Here is an 18,826-nt window from a genome sequence, read left to right on the forward strand (position 1 = left end):
TTGTTGTAAATCAAGACTAAAAATATAGTTGCACACCGAGTTTAATTTAGCTTTTTCCCCTTAAACTAAAACCGACAAAGACGTAGTTTAAAGCGTTTCGGTATCCCCAAACCTCAAGGAATTGATAACGCTGCCATCCTTTCACCGAGCCAGTCTGAAAAGCTCTTAGGGTGTATAGTTGATTAGCCCAGTTGTTATCGTTTGGTGTACTATGGTGAAGACAGTGCGCCCCTAGGCTAACTGGAAGGATGGTCAGCCGAATAAAGACTGCTCCTACTAATTCTATGTACCATTTTAACCATTCTAACCAGTGGTCCGAGTGCGGAGGATAAGCACCCAAATATAGGGCAAAAGATTTACCAATTACCTGAGATTTAGCTCCCTCATTCTCATCGGCTTCATAGGCCCAATTATGCTCCGGTAGCTGTTGCAAGAGTGCGGCTGCATAGGTTCCGAGTTGGGTAAATACTGCCCAGAGTAAGCAGATTAAACAAGAATGGGTTAAACCCGCACAAACAGAGGTCAAGAAAAGCACAATCAGGGTAGCTATTTGATAGTTAATGGGAGCTTTAAGGAGATTAGTCAGGCGAGAAAGGAAGGTTTCTCCGTAAAACTTGGGAGAGAGTAATAACTTGCCCAAATTTTGCCAATAGAAGGCCTCTTCTTGGGCAAATTCAAAACCTAAATCTTCTACTAGGTAGGGGGTATTCCCTTTGTCATTCATGGTAGCTAGGTTTTTCGGCGGGTGGTGAATTAATAGGTGATCTTTTTTGAACAATGGAAAGGGCTTTTTCCCGGTAATTAAGGTAAGTAAACAACCTAAAAGATGGTTATAAGTGGGATATTGAGGGAAAAAAGCATTATGGGCGCAAAAGTGGGCTATTTCCTGCAATTGAGCCGCTCCAGCTACGGATAGCACCCATCCTAGGGGTATTAATTGCCAGTGGCTAAGAGCGATCGCTAATCCTCCTATATACTGGAGTATGCCATAGAGTAATTCTAAGGAGGGCGTGCTTTTCCAGAGAGGGGGGGTAAGGTAGTAGCCTGTTAGCCAGTCAAAGAAAGCTTGTACGAGACGATTATCGCTGAGTTGGAGCATCCCTAGGCGTGGATTATCCCTTAAAGCCGATGCTTGTGTTGGGGTGGGTTTTTTCAGTATCATGACAGTAGAAAATAAGTTGTACTGTCCTGAAAATGGTTAAATAACCAAATTCAGGCGGTTGTGCAGCTGTTCAATTTCTCGGTAGTGCTGGACTAATTGCCCATCACTAAAAAACGGCTTTGGAGAGATTTCTATCTCGATGGCGAGATTAATTACCCAAGCTTCTTTGGGTACATACCCCAAGCGATTTTTTAGCCTCTGGGTTAGTGATTTAATCTGGTAGTTTGAGATGTACATAAGCTCTGAATTAGACTACACTTTTAGCTTATTTCTAGCCCTTTTAATTGTCGAGGTAGTTTTTGTAGCATTTAGTAGTCAATTTGCCAAAGTATCATTAAGTAGCTAAAAGTAGCATTTTGTGAATTGTATTCTTAAAAGGAGAACCACAAGTACAAATGGGAGATAGAAAACCTAAGCCAGAAATTCCAAGTTCTTTAGGCAAAGAACTGTTTTTAAGCTGTGTGGAAAAAGTGATTCAATTGATAGAGCCTAATGGTATTACATCTATTCAAAAATGTTTAATCGAAGGGTTCGCACAGGGTTGGACTTATGAACACATAGAAAGAGAGTCTGGCTACGACGCGCAGTCGCTAAAAACGCACGCATATAAAATTTTTTTTCCATTACTTGCCCAGGCATTTAACAAGGGATTAGAAAGAGATATAGAAAAAGTTAACAAGGCCAATGTCATCTCATTGGTTGAAGAGTATAATAGAAAAATAAGTGACAATGGGACTTTTTTACAGGATAAACTTAAAGAAAATAAGACAAAAATTAATATATTTACAGAACTTAAAAATAAATTGTCTGGACAACAACAAGCAGAACTGAATCGGATCATAAAGTCTTACTTGCCAGATAATGACAATGCTAATTTTGAAGAAATCATCGATAAAATCATAAATATTCGAGATGATAAAGATTTATTAAGAATACTTTTTAGACTTACTCAAGATAGCAGAATTAATAGCGACACTCGCTCATACATTGAACAAACAATACAGGAGTTAAAGAAACTATTAAATATTACTGACACAGATTACAATGCTTGGATAGCAGAGATACCAGCAATTAATGCAGAACCTGACAATCGAGAAAATATTAACAACTATCTAATTATCAAAATAGAGGAGAGTAAAAGTCAAGCAAATACTTTCCCTGAATATAAATTTGCTGCGTGTTTTCTACATTTAAATACATCTCAAAGTCAAGGAAATAATTATATACCTCTTCCTGTAGATAGTAGCGTTAGCAAAGATGTTTATACTCAAAAAGATATAACGAACATTTTAACAAAAATTATTGAAGATTGTCATGAGAGAGGAGGTGCAAACTTAAATATTGAATTTTTCACCGATGGTAAGCTACTATATACTAACTTTGAATCTTGGGAATACAATTGCTTTGATAGCCTAACTCAACTTAAGAGAGTATATTTTGTTAATGTTCGCTCTCTTATGAGATTGGAAAAAATGTATAGTAAAATGCCAGCTTATCAAAATTGGAAAAGTAGATGGGAGAGATTAACAACAAATTCTATAGATACACAAACAGTTAATAACAGCGAGTCCTATTTGTGCCAAGAAACAACTCTATGGAGCAATCTTTGCGCTTCAACTCAAGAGGATTTAGAGCAATTATTTAAAAGAAGCTTAAAATATGGCATACCTTTAGTCGTTGGGTCGCGCTGTCATGCTCAGGAAGCAAGTCACAGAACAAAAATTAATACACTCTTACAGGGTATTCAAATTAATCAATTGTCCACAATAGTTCAAGAGGTGAGGCGAAAATCACCAGATAATTTAGAAGATGAACCCGAACATCTAGGACATCATCTATTATGCTTTTTAGAAGACCCTAATCGGATGCCCCCCTTCCACTACTTAACATCTCAGCACCTAGGTTAACTAACTATGAGTTCATGGAAAATCTTTCAAGGCAATCATGAAAAACGCTCAAGGGATGACATTCCCTGGCCAAAAATCCCACCTTGGCGAAGCTTCGCCACCAACAAATCCGAGGAGCGGGGAAAACAACTCATAGTTAACCCTAAAACCATCGAAACCGTAAACGCAGCCATTCACCTACGCCGGCCTATTTTAGTCACAGGGAAACCGGGTACAGGGAAAACCTCCCTAGCCTACGCAATCGCCTACGAATTAGACTTAGGAGAAGTATTAGTCTGGCCAATTAATACCCGCACCACCCTACAAGAGGGATTATACTACTACGACGCGATCGCACGTTTGCAAGATTACCAACTAGAAGAAAAAAAAGACATAGGGCAGTATATCCGCTTGGGTCCCTTGGGGACAGCCCTCTGTCCGAGAAATTATCCCCGGGTACTGCTTATCGATGAGATAGATAAAAGTGACATCGACCTACCCAACGACCTCTTAAACCTTTTTGAAGAGGGAAGATTTGAAATCACCGAACTTTCCCGACTCGCGAAAGATACCGAAAACGAACCAATACCAGTACAAACCCATGACGGTGAATGGGAATCCATCCCCCAAGGTAAGGTAAGCTGCCAACAGTTCCCCATAGTGATTATGACGAGCAACGGCGAGAGGGATTTTCCCCTACCCTTTAAACGTAGATGTCTGCTCTTAGAAATTCCCGACCCCACCCCAGAGGAACTAAAAGAGATAGTAAAAAGCCACTTTGATTATAAAGAGGCCAGTCCAGAAAGTAAAAAAATAGAAGCAGCGATCGCAGAATATGTTAAAAAACGAGAAAAAGGGCAACTAGCAACGGACCAGCTTTTAAACGCCGTCTTTATGAGCATGGGCGAAAATAAACCCACAGGTGCAGAATTAAAGTCCCTTACCGACCTACTATTTACCTATCTCACCGACACAGGCAATACATGACCCAAACCCTTCCCACACCAGAACTGATTGATAAATTTATCACCTTTGTCAAGGGCAGGGGATGGGACCTAGACAGTTACCAGATAGCTGATAGTTTATGGTGGTATGTTCTCACCCAAGAAGAGGAAGGAAAACCCCAAACCCCTACAGAGCCTAGGGAAGAAAAGGAAGAAACCCCGACCGCTAAAAACCCCTCCCAGGAGAGTAAAAACAAAACCCAAGAGTCACCAGCCCCATCCGATGAAGTTCCCTTAATACGCGAGACAGAAGCACAAAAACAGCCTGAGAAGATAGGCGCAGATACCCTACCCATTAGCCTCCCCAGTGCCAAATTCTGGCGAGAAACCCGAAAATTAGGGCGGGCAGTGCGTCCCCTCATCCAAAAGATAGACTCAGCCACCCAAAGACAAATAAACCTAAACAGCACCGTACAGAAATCGGCCGAATATAGCATCGGCAAGAAAGATGGCAGTTTAGCCCTAATACCCGTTTACCAAGCCCAAAAAGTCCGTTCCCTAGAGGTAGTTTTACTGATTGAAGAATGGGCCTCCATGGTCTTTTGGAAAGAAATGGCCGGGGAAATCCGCGATTGGCTAGAACAAATCGGGGCCTTTCGGGATGTCAAACTCTACCGCATCGGATGGGACGAAGACAGGCAAAATTTAGCCATCCGTACCTACTCTAACGATACTTGCTCAATTCACCCAAAAGATCTCATCCATCCTCGCGGCGAAAGACTTATCCTCTTCTACAGTGATTGTACTTCCCCAGACTGGTATCAAGGACGCTATAACCAAGCTCTTCAGGACTGGGGAAAACACCAAATCGTCACCCTGCTTTCTCCCTTCCCGGAAGCAATGTGGGAAAGAACCGCCCTTAGTCGAGGTTGGTTCGTCTCCCTAGTCAACCAAATCCCCCGGAAACCTTCACAAAACTGGAGATTTACCTCTATCCCCCTGCTGCTACAAATTGAGAAGGAAGAGGAAAATCAACATATTCTCAGAGAAACAATCCAAAAAACCTACTTTCCCCTACCCACCATCTCCCTAACCCCTTCATCCTTAAAAGCTTGGGCGCTCGTTGTCAGTGGTGACAGCAACGCCACCTGTGCGGGGGTACTACTAGAAAAATCTCCCCAAAACAGAGAAATACCCGCAACTATTTCTCCGGAGATGTCTGGGAAGCAAGCTCTAGAACTATTCGCTAGTACCGCCTCACCTCTAGCTTGGGAATTACTGAAAAAATTAGCCGCAGCCCCGGTAAATCTTCCCATCATCCGTCTTATCCAAAGCAAACTTTTAAGCGCCTCTAACCCCCTAAACATAGCAGAAGTCATCCTTAGCGGTTTTCTCAAAGTCTATCTAGGAGGGGAACCAGTGAAGTGGGACAAAGGAGGTAAATTTAACTTTCATACTCCCCCCAACAGCCTAGATTTTGAATTTGATGATGAGGTGAGAGAGCTTCTGCTCACTGAACTAGGGAATAGCCGCGCCTTAGAAGTAATTTTTGTCCTCTCGGAATACATCGCCCAAAAACTTAACCTGAGTACCACCACCTTTTTTGGTCTTATTCTTACCAATCCCCAAGTTCTCCTCGGCAAAGAAGCAGCTAATCTAGTTCGCGCCTTTGCCAAGGTATCTGCTAAGGTTTTCCAAAAGCTAGGGGAAGCAAAGTACCAAGAAATTAGCCAAAAGCTGCAATCTATGGTTGACTCACCTCCACCCCCACCGGTTGAGGAAAAGTGGCTGAGGAAATATAAAACCGTAACCATAGCTAAGGTAAAAGAGCTTACGCGAGGAGAGGAAATATTGTTTCAACTGCTCAAGGATAGACTTAAGGATTTCAGCGTAGAAGATGGGGAACTGTATCAGCGCCTTCGTTTAACCCCTGAGCAGCTTAAAATTTTGGCAAGCGAAGAAATAACCGCCGAGACAATGCCAGTCCAGTTTAGGGAAGTCTTGGATAACACAGAAGAAGAAATCATCACCGAGAAATTTAACCTAACCCTGTTTAAGTCTGAAACCGTCTTTGTGGATGAGACGGGACAAATTACCGCTAAAGAACCCGTGAGAGCCTTCTACTTTGAAGAAAATCCCCCCAGCTTAAAAATGCTCTATATTCCTTCGGGGGAGTTTTGGATGGGAACCGAAGCGGAGGAAATAGCGCGGCTAGTGGAAAAATACAATAGGGATTGGTTCCAACGAGAATCCCCCAGACATTTAGTAAAAATCGCCCCGTTTTACCTAAGTCAAGCTCCGATTACCCAAGCTCAATGGTTATATATTGCCCAAAGGGAAGATTTAAAAGTAGAGCGAGATTTAAACCCAGAGCCATCATATTTTAAAGGCAGCACAAACCCCGTTGAAGAGGTATCTTGGTTAGATGCCGTAGAATTTTGCCAAAGGCTCTCTAAAATGACCAAGAAACAGTATCGGCTGCCCAGTGAGGCGGAATGGGAGTATGCTTGTCGTGCTGGAACCACCACCCCCTTCCACTTCGGAGCAACCCTCACCTCAAATTTAGCTAACTACGATGCTAGGAAACGCTTTGCTAGGGAACCAGCAGGAGAATATCGCCAGCAAACCACCCCCGTGGGGCAATTTCCCCCCAATGGTTTTGGTTTGTATGATATGCACGGCAATGTCTGGGAGTGGTGTCAGGATGACTTCCAAGAAAATTATCAAGGCGCACCTAGGGATGGTAGTGCTTGGCAAGAAAAGAGCAAAAAACAGCAAAATCAGGCAAAAAAAGCTCTGCGGGGCGGTTCTTGGTTCGACAATCCCTATAACTGCCGTTCTGCTTACCGCCACTACAACTACCGCCGCGACTACAACTTCAGCGACTTCGGTTTTCGGGTGGTGTGCGGTGCTGGGAGGACTTTGTAACCCTTTTTCTCTTTTTTTCCTTTTTACCCTTTTTCTCTTTTTCGATTTTTTTGAACAAATGTACTAGATGAGGTTGGCTGATCAGTAGCTGGTTATAATTAAATTGAAGACGGGTTTTAGGTTTTCCCCTTATCAAGGTAGGGTTGATTCATGAATCAACCCTACAATCAAACCTAGGGGCAGGGGGGATCAAACCCCCTTATCAAGGGGGGCAGGGGGGATCAAACCCCCCTTATCAAGGTAGGGTTGATTCATGAATCAACCCTACAATCAATTTTTAATTTAATTATAATCACTTACTTAGGGCTTGCTGAAAAAGTACGGGCGAAGCATTCGGATAGAAAATCTACGGTTTCACCGATAGGTTATGCCCGAATGCTTCGCCCCTACAGGACGCGGGCCGATACAGAACACTAAAACCCTTACCTCGTCTATATTTCACATTTATTCAGCAAACCCTACTTATGCCTACAATAATCATCCAAAAGACCCAAAAACGTCTTTTAATCTATAGAGAAAAACTCACCGATGACCTAGAAATAGAATTAGTCAAAATACCATCGGGAACCTTTACAATGGGTTCTTCAGAACAAGAAAGTAGTAATAAAAGTGAAAAGCCGCAACACAACGTCACCCTGAAAAACTTCTTGATGGGTATTTATCCTATTACCCAAGCTCAATGGTTATATATTGCCCAAAGAGAAGATTTAAAAGTAGAGCAAGATTTAAAACCAGAGCCATCGCATTTTAAAGGCAGCACAAACCCCGTTGAAAGGGTATCTTGGTTAGATGCTGTAGAATTTTGCCAAAGGCTATCTAAATTAAGTAAAAGAAAATATAGGCTACCAACGGAAGCTGAGTGGGAGTACGCTTGTCGAGCGCAAACCAAACCCTTAAATCTCGACAAAGGAGAAACCTACCCCCCCTATCACTTTGGGGAAATTCTTACCCCAGATTTAGCCAACTATAATAACAATCTCCAAAAAACCACCCCTGTTGGGCAATTCTACGCCAACGACTTTGGTTTATATGATATGCACGGAAATGTCTGGGAGTGGTGTCAAGATGATTGGCGCGAAAACTATGAGGAGATAAAAAAGAGCAAAAAACAGCAAAATCAGGCATATAAAGCTCTGCGGGGCGGTTCTTGGTACTACAATCGCTATGCCTGCCGTTCTGGTTACCGCGACTACGGCAACCGCCGCGACGACTTCAACAGCAACGGTTTTCGGGTGGTGTGCGGTGCTGGGAGGACTTTGTAACCCTTTTTCTCTTTTTTCCCTTTTTACCCTTTTTCGATTTTTTTTGAGCAGATGTACTATATATGTACTACAAAAGGATTGAGAGAATTATCATGAGTAGAAAACGGGTTTCTCCGAGAAACCCGTTTTCTGTGGGTTACTCAACGGATTTAGGATAAATTGCTTGTTGAGACGAGACAAGAGGCAACAGTAAAGGGATTGGGGGAAGTTCAACTAATCTTAAGAATAAGCGGTTTAAATGCGTCTTAGTTTACATCAACAGCTGCTCATGGCTCTCCTATTCTTTGTGTGATCAGCTTAACTTACATAGGACTGATCGATCTTTGTGTCCTCTGTGTCTCTGTGGTTCCTTCCACTCGCTCGCCAGCAGGACTGTATCAGCTAAAGTGGTAGAAATTGACCAACGATTCAATTCCCCAGTGGAGAAAGTGCGATCGCATTAATGGTCTTAACTCCCTTGGGATTCGGTTCGCGCATGGTAGTAACTGGAGATGTCACCCAAACCGATTTACCGCAACAACAAGAATCGGGGTTAATTGCCGCTCAAAAAATCCTAAAATCAGTAGAAGGGATCGCTTTTTGTTACCTATCGCGGGCCGATGTGGTGCGTCATCCCTTGGTACAAAAAATCGTCTCAGCCTAGGAACAGCACGAAAAATAACAGATTATGGATATTAAAAATGGTTTCGTCGATGCGGTGGGTAATACTCCCCTAATTCGTCTCAATAGTTTTAGCGAGGAAACTGGCTGCGAGATTCTCGGTAAGGCCGAATTTCTTAACCCCGGTGGTTCGGTCAAGGATCGGGCCGCTTTATATATTATTCAAGAAGCGGAAAAAGCCGGTACTCTCCAACCGGGGGGAACCGTTGTCGAAGGAACCGCCGGCAATACTGGCATCGGTTTGGCCCATATCTGCAATGCTAAAGGTTATAAATGCCTGATTATCATTCCCGATACCCAATCCCAAGAGAAAATCGACCTATTGAGAACCCTTGGCGCAGAAGTGCGTACTGTTCCCGCCGTTCCCTACCGAGATGCCAATAATTACGTTAAATTATCGGGGAGATTGGCCAGTGAGATGGAAAATGCTATCTGGGCTAATCAATTCGATAATCTGGCTAATCGTCGCGCTCACTACGAAACCACCGGCCGGGAAATCTGGGAACAAACCGACGGTAAAATTGATGCTTGGGTGGCTGCCACGGGAACTGGGGGAACCTACGCGGGGGTGGCGATGTTTTTAAAAGACCAAAATCCCCAGGTGCGTTGTGTGGTGGCGGATCCGATGGGTAGCGGTTTATATAGTTATGTGAAAACCGGGACAATTACCCTGGAAGGTAGTTCAATTACTGAAGGAATTGGTAATAGTCGTATTACGGCTAATATGGAAGGCGCACCCATAGATGATGCCATTCAAATTGATGATCCCACTGCCATTAAAGTTGTTTATCAACTATTACAAAAAGATGGTTTATTTATGGGGGGTTCTGTGGGTATTAATGTCGGTGCTGCCGTAGCTTTAGCTAAACAAATGGGACCAGGCCACACCATAGTTACTGTTCTTTGTGATGGTGGGTCCCGTTATCAATCTCGTTTATATAATCCTCAATGGTTGGCTGAGAAAGGATTGGCTTAATCAGGAATTATCGGCTCATAAATTAGTGGAGATAATGGGAGGGGGAGGGCAACAATGAGGGAAGGCAGCAAGGGAAAATGAGGCGCTTCGGTTGGGCAAACACTTAAGATAAGATAGATAACAATGCTGATAACTATCATTATTAGGAGAATCATCAAATGTCAGTTACTATTGAACAGGATCTCAAAGAAATTTTAGGTTCAATTAATCAGAAGTTGGATAATCTACAAAAAGATGTTATGGATATTAAAATAGTACAGGCAAGATTAGAGGAAAAAGTCGATAGTTTAGAAAAAGATATTGAAGGGGTAAAAGAAGATACAAAAGAATTAAAAGGCTCTCAGAAAGCCCAGATTTGGACGTTAATCGGCATCTTGGGAACAGCTTTACTAGGAACAGTGATTCGCTATATTATTCTCCCTTTTCCTCAATCATAATTAAGACAATGAATTTTGAACCGCCTTCTGCAACAGTGATTCCTCAATTGCAGAAAATCACTGTAGGGGTGAAGCATTTGGGCATAACCTATCGCTGAAATCCTAGATTTTTTATCCGAATGCTTCGCCCCTACCCCGACCAATGTTTAGGCCATGCTAGAATGATGATAAAAGCATAGAATCCTATGTAGTTTAATTAATGGATGAAGATTCTACAGCGTTCAAAAGGCTTTAGATAATCCGGCTTGTTTCAAAACTACATTAGCAGTATGGCGTGATTTAATAGTATTATCAACTACAAATCTTCTTTCTGTCAGAGGACTATACCAAATTTCATGATCTCCTTTACCTTGACGTTCAAAATAACATCCAGCTGCTGAGAGCAGTTTTTTTAATGCAGGTGTTAAAGAAGTAGCCATCTAAACAGCGCAATCAATTGATTCTTGACGATGACTAATTAGTTCAAAAGTTATCGGTGCTTGAGGTTCAAGAGTAATTAGATGATTGAGTTGTAATAATTCTGGAATCATCTGTCGTAATTTAGCTGTTAAAGCTTCGATGGTATCAGCTTCGGTGACTAATCCCGGAATATCTTCACTCTCTGCTACCCAAACTTGCGCCTCTCGATCCCAAAATGCTTCTACTTGGTACGGTTTTTGATTCATGATGATTTAGTTCAAGTGAGTAGAATTAGCTTATCTATCAATCAAGATTATACAGTGCGATCGCCTTTCTGACAATCTTACCACCAATCCCCAACTCTTGATGATTGCCGATGAATCGCTTATAACTGAATTAACCGCCACCATCCGCCACGCTATGAATGAACAACGCACCCAAACATACCTAAACCTCATTAATCAGCTATTATCCTGCAATAATGGCGATAAACCCCGCATTGTGCAGGAAAATCAGGAATTGCTGGATGAGGGGTTGGTACAGATAATGGTAGCAGTAGCGCAACAATTAGAGGAAGCAGGAAACGAAAATAAGGCGCAATTTTTGATGAATATAGCGAAACAGTTAGCACAAGCTTTAGGATTATCAGGGGATGAAACCACCGCAACCGCCAACACCCCGCAAGACTATCTCAACTTCTTAGGGGAAACATTACAAAAAATCTCTGAAAATACTAACCCCCAAGTAATTTATCCCTTCTGGGCGCAAAATCTGGATAAATTGGATGATAATTTAGCGGAAATTCTAGACAGTCGGGTGAGAGAGACATTAACGCAAGTCACGCAAGAACAAGCCTATTATATGGCTAGAGATATTTTTAATTTTAGTAATTTAATTCAACAATTTCCCCTCGGTGACATCGCCGCTAACAAAGAAATTGCTATCACGGGTTATGAAATGGCCTTAACTATCTTCACTTTTGAGGCATTTCCTCGAAATTGGGCAGACACACAGAATAATCTGGCTATTGCTTACCGTAACAGAATCAGAGGGGAGAAAGCTGAGAATTTAGAACAAGCCATCTTTCATTGCACCGAAGCCTTGAAAGTGAGGACTTTTGACGCATTTCCTCAAGATTGGGCAATGACACAGAATAATCTCGGTATTGCTTACCTTGACAGAATCAGAGGGGAGAAAGCCGAGAATTTAGAACAAGCCATCTTTCATTGCACCGAAGCCTTGAAAGTGAGGACTTTTGACGCATTTCCTCAAGAATGGGCAACCACACAGAATAATCTCGCTTTAGCTTACAGTAAAAGAATCAGAGGGGATAAAGCTGAGAATTTAGAAAGGGCGATCATCGTTTACCAGGAAGCCTTGAAAGTTTATACTTTTGACGCATTTCCCCAACAATGGGCAATAACACAGAATAATCTCGCTATTGCTTACAGTAACAGAATCAGAGGGGAGAAAGCTGACAATTTAGAAAGGGCGATCATCGTTTACCAGGAAGCCTTGAAAGTGAGGACTTTTGAGGCATTTCCCCAACAATGGGCAATAACACAGAATAATCTCGCTATTGCTTACCGTAACAGAATCAGAGGGGAGAAAGCTGACAATTTAGAAAGGGCGATCGCCACTTATCAGGAAGCTTTGAAAGTTTATACTTTTGACGCATTTCCCGAAGATTGGGCAATGACACAGGATAATCTCGCTAGTGCTTACAGTGACAGAATCAGAGGGGATAAAGCTGAGAATTTAGAAATGGCGATCGCCGCTTGCCACGAAGCCTTGAAAGTGAGGACTTTTGAGGCATTTCCCCAACAATGGGCAATAACACAGAATAATCTCGCTATTGCTTACAGTAACAGAATCAGAGGGGAGAAAGCTGAGAATTTAGAAATGGCGATCGCCACTTACCATGAAGCCTTGAAAGTTTTTACTTTTGACGCTTTTCCCCAAAATTGGGCAGATACACAGAATAATCTCGCTAATGCTTACCTTGACAGAATCAAAGGGGATAAAGCCGACAATTTAGAAAAGGCGATCGCCGCTTACCAAGAAGCTTTGAAAGTGAGGACTTTTGAGGCATTTCCCCAAAATTGGGCAAATACACAGAATAATCTCGCATTAGCTTACAGTGACAGAATCAGAGGGGATAAAGCTGAGAATTTAGAAAGGGCGATCACATCCTATCAGAATGCTTTAACAATCCGCACAAAAGAATCTGATCCCCTTAATTGTTTACAAACTGCCCGCAATTTAGGCATCCTACACTACAACGAAGAACAATGGCAACCTGCCACAGAAGCCTATCATATCGCCATTGAAGCCGTCGAAAATGCCCGATTAGAAGCATTAAACCCCCAAAGTCGCCAAGAGGTTTTATCCAATGGCATTGGTGTATTTCATCGTATTGTGCAAGCTTATCTTAACCTCAATCAGCCTGAGAAGGCATTAGAATATATCGAACGCAGTAAAGGGCGTAATCTGGTGGAATTAATGACTCAGAAAAATCTGCACCCCCAAGGCGTTAGTCAAGAAATTATCGCCCAATTAAATGAATTAAAACAACGAGTTGTTAACGAGCAAATCCGCTTACAACATCAAAGCATTAACCAGAATTTAATGGGTCGTGATAACTTAACTCCCTACGTTCAAGATCATAGTTATCTGAAAGAATATCAACAAGACTTAGATAATTTTATTGCAAGAGAAATTAAAGATCCTCTCTTTAACCTCACTCAAAAAGTTGAGCCTATTCCATTTACAGAAATTCAGGCTTTAACTGATGCTGAAACTTGTCTGCTGCAATGGTACATTACAAGGGAGAAAATACTCACTTTTGTCGTGTCTGCTGAGGGAGAGGTTAAAGTTTGGCAATCTTCCGAAGATGATATAAATCAATTATTTGATACAATCAACAATTATCGACAGCTTTACTACTCCAAAAATGGCAAACAAGAATGGAGAAATCAACTGTCTAACCTCTTACAGACTTTTGCTGATACTCTGCATATTAATGATATTCTTGCCCTCATTCCCGATACTTGTCAACGCTTAATTATTATCCCCCATGTATTTCTGCACATTCTCCCTATTCACGCTTTCCCCGTCTCTAACTCCCCCCTTGCTAATATTTCTCCCTCTAACTCCCCCCTTTCTAATATTTCTCCCTCTAACTCCCCCCTTTCTAATATTTCTCCCTCTAACTCCCCCCTTTCTAATATTTCTCCCTCTAACTCCCCCCTTTCTAAGGGGGGTTGGGGGGGATCAGAATTACAAGATTTATTTCCCAAGGGTGTACAATATGCCCCTAGTTGTCAAATCTTGCAAAAAATCTCCCAAACTTTTCACCATTCCGACTTTAATAAACTGTTCGCTATTCAAAACCCCACCAAAGACTTATTTTACACCGATTTAGAAGTTAATATCCTCTCAACTTTCTTTACTGAACCTCAAGTTATCGCCCAAGATAACGCCACTAAAAACGCTGTTCTTCCCCATCTCAAATCCTCAGATAACCACTGTTATCACTTCTCCTGTCATGGAAGCTTTAACCCAGTTAATCCCCTTGAATCCGCCTTATTTTTAGCCAATAAGGAACCCTTAACATTAGACGAAATCTTTGAACTGCGCTTGCATAAATGCCGCCTTATCACCCTTTCCGCTTGCGAAACTGGCATGATTGATATAAACTCTATCAGCGATGAATATATCGGTTTACCCAGTGGTTTTCTGTTTGCGGGAAGTCCCAGCGTTGTCAGTAGTTTATGGACAGTTAATGACCTATCAACCTCCTTCTTGATGATTAAATTATATGAGATTTTATTTAATGAGAATCAGCAAGTTTCTGTACCAGTTGCTTTGAAAACTGCACAAAATTGGTTAGAGAATTTAACCATTGAGGAATTGGACAAATTTCTAGAGCAATATCAGCCGCAAATAGACAAACATCTTGCCTTATTGCAACCAGAACAGCGTCCACTATATAAAGAATCATTGAAACTAATAAAACAACGCCAACCCCATCCTTTTATTAGTCCTTACTATTGGGCAGGTTTTATCGCTACAGGGGTTTAATCGCCACAATCAGCACAAACCTTTTTCATACCCAACTTAAAAGCACAAATACCGATAGCTGTCGCTACACCAACAGGAATACCAGCACTCACAGAAATCGGTTCTATAAAAGGTGCAATCATACCCGATTGTAAGCCTTCTCTAACTTCCTCTTGACAGATAAATTGGCGACATTTTTTGAGTAAATCTCCGATAGATCTATCTGGTTCTGTACCAGTTTCTCGCATTAGCAGTAAGGGTATAGCATACTTGAGATAACCGTCGCACTCATCAATCACATCCAAAGATGTGATTGCACCTAGATTATCTGCCAATTCAGCGCGAAACTGGGCAATTTCTTCAGGAGTAACTTTAGTTGATTCAATATCCATAGGTTGTTCTTATTTACAGACAATGCTAATTGTATAGTTTCTATTTTGCCCTCTATTGATAGTTTTTAATAGACAGTGTTAATCTAACTGGTTACTGATAACTGAAAAGGTTCTTTAATTCCCTACCATTGTGATAATTGCTGTCATTTAAACCACGACAAAATTAACTAATTTGCCCGGGACAACAATCACTTTTTTGATTTCCTTGCCCTCTAAATAACGTTGGGCGATTTCTGATTCCAGGGCGAGGGTTTCTAGGGTGCTTTTATCGGCACTAGCGGGAACTTGTATCGTGCCTCTGGTTTTTCCCAAAATTTGGATGACAAGGGTAATCTCGTCCACAATCAGGGCAGTGAGATCAACTTTTGGCCAGGGTTGCAGGTGAATTGATTGGCTATGGCCTAAAGCTTGCCATAATTCTTCGCTAAGATGGGGAGCAAAAAGGGAAAGTAAGATTAATAGGGTTTCGATTCCTTCCCGATAAATGGGGGATGCAAAACACTTATTATCCCCTAAAGCGTTACTGAGTTTCATCAATTCGGAAATGGCGGTATTAAATTGATAATCTCCTTCTAAATCCTCGGAGATTTCTTTAATAGCGGTGTGAATTGCCCGTCTTAAATCTTTGTCAGTTTTCGAGAAAGTCTCTATTTTTTTGACTTGCTTGGGTTTATTTTCAATATATTCGCTGACTAAACGCCACACCCGATTAAGAAAGCGAAATTGTCCTTCTACCCCCGCATCATCCCACTGTAAATCTTTTTCTGGGGGTGCAGTAAAAAGTATAAACATTCGGGCAGTATCGGCCCCATATTTTTCGAGGACTTTCAGAGGATCAACGCCGTTATATTTCGACTTAGACATTTTTTCAAAGAAGAAAGATAGAACTTCTCCCGTGTCTTTATCGCAATATTTATCCTCTTTATAGATAACATTTTCTGCGGGGACATATTTGCCAGTTTCGGGATTTTTGTAGGTTAATCCCTGTACCATTCCCTGGGTTAACAGACGGTTAAAAGGTTCATCGACATTAACTAAACCTCGGTCTCTTAAAACTTTGGTAAAGAAACGAGAATAGAGTAAATGTAGGATAGCGTGTTCGATTCCTCCGACGTATTGATCCACGGGCATCCAATCATTAACCTTCTCAAATTGAAAGGGTATATCTTCATTTTTAGCATCGGTATAACGGAGAAAATACCAACTAGAATCGATGAAAGTATCCATGGTGTCGGTTTCCCGTTTTGCGGGAGTGCCACAGCGAGGACAATCCACATTTACCCAGTCTTCTAATTTGGCTAAAGGAGAAGCACCTCGACCGCTAAATTCGACATTTTCTGGTAAAGTAACCGGTAAATTATCGATAGGTACTGGCACGGTTCCACAGTTAGGACAGTGGATAACTGGAATTGGACAACCCCAATATCTTTGACGGGAAATTAACCAATCCCGGAGACGATATTGTATTCTAGCTTTGCCGTAATCTTGGGCAGTGGCATAATCAATAATAGCGGTTTTTCCTGCTGTAGAATGCAGCCCATTAAATTGAGCGGAATTAATCATAATTCCTGCTTCTGTATAGGCCTCTTTTAACTCAATTTCGCCACTTTCTGGAGTAATAACTATCTTAATTGGCAGGTTATTTTCCCGAGCAAATTTAAAATCGCGACTGTCGTGAGCCGGGACTCCCATCACTGCCCCCGTCCCGTATTCGTAGAGGACATAATCAGCAATTAAAATCGGAATTTCTTCACCAGTAAAAGGATTAATTGCCATTCCTCCGGTTTTAATACCGCGTTTGGGTTTATCTTCGGCGGTTCTTTCTAATTCGCTTTCGCTGGCTATCTCTTGAATAAAAGTTTCTACGGCCGATTTTTGTTCGGGAGTGGTAACTTGTAAAGTTAAGGGGTGTTCAGGAGCAAGTACCACATAAGTGACTCCATAAACCGTATCGGGACGAGTGGTAAAAACGGCAATTTTTTCTGTGGAGTTAACAAGAGGAAATTCTAAATAAGCACCTACCGATTTACCAATCCAGTTGGCCTGCATGGTTTTAACCCGTTCTGGCCAACCGGTAAGCTTATCTAAATCAGTGAGTAATTGTTCGGCATAATCGGTAATTTTTAGGAACCATTGCCGGAGTAATTTTCTTTCTACTTTAGCACCCGATCGCCAAGATTTTCCTTCACTATCTACCTGTTCATTTGCTAAGACAGTTTGATCGATAGGATCCCAATTCACTGCCGCTTCTTTTTGGTAGGCTAATCCCGATTCAAAAAACTGTAAAAATAGCCATTGGGTCCAACGATAATATTCCGGGGAACAGGTGGCAACTTCTCTTTCCCAATCGATAGATAATCCTAACTGTTGTAATTGCCGTTTCATCTGGGCAATATTTTGATCAGTCCATTTTGCCGGAGGAACTCCCCTTTCAATAGCGGCATTTTCTGCGGGTAATCCGAAAGCATCCCACCCCATGGGATGCAGCACGCGATAACCCTGCATTCTTTTCAGACGGGCAATCACATCGGTAATAGTATAGTTGCGAACGTGACCCATGTGCAGGTTGCCCGATGGATAGGGGAACATGGAGAGGGCGTAAAATTTCGGTTTATCGGTGTTTTCTGGGGTTTTGTCCAATCCCATTTGCTGCCAAATCTTCTGCCATTTCTGTTCGATTTCTGCGGGGTTGTACTGCACTGGGGTTTTTTCTCCTGAGTTTTATCTATCCTTCCTATTTTACAGCAGCCGGCTGGGGGCGATTGCCAGTTTTGGGGCTATCCACCCTAGCAAAAACCCTCTGGGTTTTAAGTAAGTGGTTCTAATTAAATATGAAGATAGATTTTGCCTCCGGTCCCCCCTCTCTATCCATTAGTCAGATATTTCTTAACAAAAAGAGAAGAAACTTAAAAAAAGGGGAAACGATTGATAGGTATAGTTTTGAAAGAAGGAATCAAGGTGGAGGTCAGCAAAAAAATGGAGAAATGGGCAGCCCAAGAATTACAGTATCGTGGAAAACTTGGCTGGACAATTTAGTACAAGTGTTCCGTAAGCTTCGGAAAATCTAGCCGCGATGAATGGCAATTTTTGTGTGACACTATTCATAAAAACGTTCCGCTCAATTTCTTCTTATCAATATGCTCTTAAAATTTCCTCAAAACCTGAAAATTAAGCGAATAGTATTATTAGTATTCTGCCTAGTGATAGGGATATTTGTCTGGTGGTTATCGTGGCAATCCACCGGGATGAGCCAAATTCAACGACCCGAAACAGTTGCCCAACAAATTTACCAAGTAATGCCAGATTTACCGAAAGAAAACAACTATACCCGTCGAGACACAGGAAAGATCGATCCGAATAATACTTTAATCAGTCGCTTTCTTCGTTATCATCAAGATACAAAAAAAAGGTTTACTCTCATCCGTTTTGATTGGCAATTAACCCTAGGGGATTATCTAGGAGTGAACGAGAAAATCAGCGAAGAAAACTATCCCGGACAGGTCACTCTTACGGTTAACCCGATGGCAGCCGATATCAAAGCGATGAACAGTCTTAATCGTCGTCAACGGCAGCAGTTAGTAACTCTTTTAGTCGAAATTTATAACCCCGCTATTCTCCCCCAAGAAACCCCCAATCCTAGTCCTTCTCCTAGTCCCTCTCCCCGTCGTCCATCTTTATCAAAACCGGGAGATGCTGACCTATTAAAATTCTAGAAAAT

14 protein-coding genes and 1 pseudogene are annotated in these 18,826 nt (G+C 41.8%); 9 read left to right on the forward strand and 6 right to left on the reverse strand.

What is annotated here, in order from left to right; all coding sequences use genetic code 11:
* Nucleotides 1-46 precede the first annotated feature (46 nt).
* Together IM450_RS06270 and IM450_RS06275 are read right to left on the reverse strand one after the other, a co-directional pair.
* A complete protein-coding gene (locus IM450_RS06270; RefSeq protein WP_287665412.1) occupies nucleotides 47-1,162 on the reverse strand; it encodes a fatty acid desaturase in 1,116 nt (371 codons plus the stop codon).
* A 36-nt stretch (nucleotides 1,163-1,198) separates the two neighbouring features.
* Nucleotides 1,199-1,399 (reverse strand): hypothetical protein, encoded by a 201-nt coding sequence (locus tag IM450_RS06275; protein ID WP_287665415.1) that lies wholly within the window; start codon nucleotides 1,397-1,399, stop codon nucleotides 1,199-1,201.
* Nucleotides 1,400-1,557: 158 nt separating this feature from the next.
* Here IM450_RS06275 and IM450_RS06280 point away from each other — a divergent pair, with 158 nt between their 5' ends.
* The 7 genes and pseudogenes from IM450_RS06280 to IM450_RS06310 all read left to right on the forward strand — a co-directional run bounded on the left by IM450_RS06280 (nucleotide 1,558) and on the right by IM450_RS06310 (nucleotide 10,255).
* A complete protein-coding gene (locus tag IM450_RS06280; protein ID WP_287665418.1) occupies nucleotides 1,558-3,069 on the forward strand; it encodes a VMAP-C domain-containing protein in 1,512 nt (503 codons plus the stop codon).
* Nucleotides 3,070-3,075: 6 nt separating this feature from the next.
* Nucleotides 3,076-4,035 carry an AAA family ATPase gene (locus IM450_RS06285; RefSeq protein WP_287665421.1) on the forward strand — a complete coding sequence of 320 codons (960 nt, stop codon included), beginning with the start codon at nucleotides 3,076-3,078 and terminating at the stop codon, nucleotides 4,033-4,035.
* Complete coding sequence (locus IM450_RS06290; RefSeq protein WP_287665424.1) at nucleotides 4,032-6,920, forward strand: formylglycine-generating enzyme family protein; 2,889 nt, start codon at nucleotides 4,032-4,034, stop codon at nucleotides 6,918-6,920. The genes IM450_RS06285 and IM450_RS06290 overlap by 4 nt, the downstream gene beginning before the upstream one ends.
* A 464-nt stretch (nucleotides 6,921-7,384) precedes the next feature.
* A complete protein-coding gene (locus IM450_RS06295; protein ID WP_287665427.1) occupies nucleotides 7,385-8,182 on the forward strand; it encodes a formylglycine-generating enzyme family protein in 798 nt (265 codons plus the stop codon).
* A gap of 442 nt (nucleotides 8,183-8,624) precedes the next feature.
* Nucleotides 8,625-8,825, forward strand: a pseudogene (locus IM450_RS06300) (PhoH family protein); the annotation flags it as partial.
* Nucleotides 8,826-8,849: 24 nt separating this feature from the next.
* Nucleotides 8,850-9,818 carry a cysteine synthase A gene (locus tag IM450_RS06305; RefSeq protein WP_002755861.1) on the forward strand — a complete coding sequence of 323 codons (969 nt, stop codon included), beginning with the start codon at nucleotides 8,850-8,852 and terminating at the stop codon, nucleotides 9,816-9,818.
* A 158-nt stretch (nucleotides 9,819-9,976) separates the two neighbouring features.
* Nucleotides 9,977-10,255 (forward strand): hemolysin XhlA family protein, encoded by a 279-nt coding sequence (locus tag IM450_RS06310; RefSeq protein WP_159296268.1) that lies wholly within the window; start codon nucleotides 9,977-9,979, stop codon nucleotides 10,253-10,255.
* A 221-nt stretch (nucleotides 10,256-10,476) separates the two neighbouring features.
* Here the strand turns inward: IM450_RS06310 and IM450_RS06315 are convergent, their stop codons facing one another.
* Nucleotides 10,477-10,674, reverse strand: coding sequence for a type II toxin-antitoxin system HicA family toxin (locus IM450_RS06315; protein ID WP_287665433.1), 198 nt, complete (start codon nucleotides 10,672-10,674; stop codon nucleotides 10,477-10,479).
* Nucleotides 10,675-10,920 carry a DUF1902 domain-containing protein gene (locus IM450_RS06320; protein WP_004268291.1) on the reverse strand — a complete coding sequence of 82 codons (246 nt, stop codon included), beginning with the start codon at nucleotides 10,918-10,920 and terminating at the stop codon, nucleotides 10,675-10,677.
* A gap of 100 nt (nucleotides 10,921-11,020) precedes the next feature.
* On the opposite strand from IM450_RS06320, the gene IM450_RS06325 reads away from it, so the two are divergent.
* Nucleotides 11,021-14,737 (forward strand): CHAT domain-containing protein, encoded by a 3,717-nt coding sequence (locus IM450_RS06325; protein ID WP_287665437.1) that lies wholly within the window; start codon nucleotides 11,021-11,023, stop codon nucleotides 14,735-14,737.
* Here the strand turns inward: IM450_RS06325 and IM450_RS06330 are convergent.
* The gene (locus IM450_RS06330; RefSeq protein WP_287665440.1) at nucleotides 14,734-15,108 is read right to left on the reverse strand and encodes a hypothetical protein; all 375 of its coding nucleotides are present in this window, start codon (nucleotides 15,106-15,108) and stop codon (nucleotides 14,734-14,736) included. The two genes, IM450_RS06325 and IM450_RS06330, sit on opposite strands and share 4 nt — an antisense overlap.
* A 147-nt stretch (nucleotides 15,109-15,255) precedes the next feature.
* Nucleotides 15,256-17,808, reverse strand: a complete 2,553-nt coding sequence (leuS, locus tag IM450_RS06335) for a leucine--tRNA ligase (protein ID WP_287665443.1) — start codon at nucleotides 17,806-17,808, stop codon at nucleotides 15,256-15,258.
* Between the two features lie 437 nt (nucleotides 17,809-18,245).
* Between leuS and IM450_RS06340 the strand changes: the two genes are divergently transcribed.
* Entirely contained in the window at nucleotides 18,246-18,821 is a 576-nt protein-coding gene (locus IM450_RS06340) for a hypothetical protein (protein WP_287665446.1), read from the forward strand.
* The last annotated feature ends 5 nt before the right edge of the window (nucleotides 18,822-18,826 follow it).

The organism is Microcystis sp. M083S1, from assembly GCF_020246405.1.
Classification (GTDB): domain Bacteria; phylum Cyanobacteriota; class Cyanobacteriia; order Cyanobacteriales; family Microcystaceae; genus Microcystis; species Microcystis aeruginosa_C.